Origin of the sequence: Halococcus morrhuae DSM 1307 (assembly GCF_000336695.1) — an archaeon.
Classification (GTDB): domain Archaea; phylum Halobacteriota; class Halobacteria; order Halobacteriales; family Halococcaceae; genus Halococcus; species Halococcus morrhuae.
In genome coordinates this window covers 1-2,216 of record NZ_AOMC01000012.1, presented here as the reverse complement: position 1 = coordinate 2,216, position 2,216 = coordinate 1, and the positions used below count along the sequence as shown (strand labels likewise).

1 protein-coding gene and 1 pseudogene are annotated in these 2,216 nt (G+C 59.6%); both read left to right on the top strand.

The features are described 5' to 3' along the window. Positions 1-169, top strand: a 169-nt coding sequence (locus tag C448_RS00415; protein WP_004051055.1) for a Non-histone chromosomal MC1 family protein, incomplete at its 5' end; no start/stop codon positions are given. 826 nt (positions 170-995) lie between these two features. Next, a pseudogene (locus C448_RS00405) lies at positions 996-2,160 on the top strand (hypothetical protein). Positions 2,161-2,216 lie beyond the last annotated feature (56 nt).

Genomic DNA, 2,216 nt, shown 5'->3' with positions numbered 1-2,216 from the left:
GAGCCGAGAGAGCTTTCGCTTGCGGGAGAAAGGAACGAAGAAACTCCACATCTACGAAGGGTGGGCGTGGCGCGAACAAGCACCCGAGGACAAGCCCGACTGGATGCCCGAAACGATCACTCAAGCGAACGTCTCGAAAGAGGGCATCGAGCACCTCGACGAGCTGTAGTTCGAGGGCCTGATACAGATTCATATGCAGCCAGTTGAAACAACGTGCATGGATGAAGGGCGACGGATATCACCGTTCGCCGAAGACACGCTTGCGCTGCTGACCGACGCGGCGGGTGGGTCCGGCGAGAAGCTTACGAAAGACGAGGCTCTCGAAGTGATTCAGGCCGACGAGCACTTTGGAGAAGCCGACGCCCAAGCAGCGCTGACCGAACTCGAAAGCNTTACGAAAGACGAGGCTCTCGAAGTGATTCAGGCCGACGAGCACTTTGGAGAAGCCGACGCCCAAGCAGCGCTGACCGAACTCGAAAGCTGTGGCCATATCTACTACGTCGATGAGACCGTCCGAATCACACCGACCGACGAGTGAGTGGTAACTCGCTGGGACACAACCAGCAGGTCGTCTCTGTCGGGATTTCACTTTCAGTCCGGTTGGACAGCTTCTATCATCGTCCGGTGGATAGCTGAATATCGAGGTCGGTGCAGATCCGGTCCTCAAACGAGTGTCTCACACGCTCTCTCCCCTCTTATGATACGGACAATCAGACGGCTACTTTCCCGGACGACAGAGGAGTCGATCGTTGAATGCCGTCACTGCGGTACGAACGTCGAGCCAGAGGCCGATTCATGCCCGGGATGTGGCTCAACTGAGATCGCGTCCTATGACATAGCTTCATGAGCTGAGAGGAGTTGCTTCGTCCCGCCCGTCCCGTGCCCGTCCACAGCGACGTGGTGTGAGGGGTGAACCGCGCCAGAGAGCCGTTTTCCACTCGAAATCCGGTGTGTCGCCCACGGCTCTTTAGACAGTGACGTTCTGAGTGGTGCCTATGGCGATTCCGTTCGGAGCGACGTGGGGGACGCTGATCGAGCGCTGTGAGAAACTGCCCGCCGACGCGACGCTGATCACGCCGCTGGCGTCGAAGCGATTCCGAATCACCGACATTCAGGAGCAGCGAATCATCATCGAAGACGTCGATTCGGGTGACTCACAACCGCTGCAACGCGAGCAGTTCGAAGCGCTCGCCGAGCACACTCGCGAGGCAATCGATGGCTACGAACTCTCCCGGCTGCCGACGCAAGCCGAACCGTACGCAGCGGTGCTCGCACTCCACCCGCGCTACGTACTTGATGAACGCGAGAACACGTTGACTGAGCTCGATGAGGCAGACGAAAGCGCCGTACTGGACGATGCACCGCACTTGTCGATGACCGCGAATGCAGACGACCAGCAGGACAGCGAGCGTGAAGAACCCGAGATCGACGTCTATTCGGACATGCTTTTGCTGATTGATGCGCTCGAACGCGAGGACATGAGCGCTCTCGAAAGCGTCGAGACGCCCGTGCTGGTGAACCTCTACACGCTGCTGTCGGACGTCCAGCGCAACGCCAACGACCTGCGGCAGGACGTGACCGATGTGCTCTTGGAGCGCGTCGGTCACGACCGCCCAGTCCACGGCCAGTACGGTTCGGTTCAGCGGACGACGCGCCGGAACCGCTCGCTCAAAGACGATGAGGAAGTGCTCGATGCGTTCNGGTTCGGTTCAGCGGACGACGCGCCGGAACCGCTCGCTCAAAGACGATGAGGAAGTGCTCGATGCGTTCGCAGAGACTGGCATCGACCGCGAACAACTCGTCGGCGTTGACCGCTCGAAAATCGAGGAAGCGCTGGATGTCGTTTCAGTGTCCGAATCGGCCGTTTACGATGTCTCCGAAAGCGAGTACGTGCGCAAGGCCGAGGTGGACGAAGAACGCAAGGAGACGCGCCTGCAGGGACTCAAAGACCGGTTGGCAGTCAGNTACGTGCGCAAGGCCGAGGTGGACGAAGAACGCAAGGAGACGCGCCTGCAGGGACTCAAAGACCGGTTGGCAGTCAGCGACGACCCCGAAGCGGATGTCCTGCGCCAGGAAGTCGAGCGCTTGGAACAGGAAATCGAGGAGTTGACTGAGTTCTCGCCCGCTAGTACGTTCGAGACGCAGCCAGAACAGGGCTGAAACGTGAGTATGGATCCCGATTCCGGAGGTTGGTGGCAGCCTTCGCGAGCCGCTGG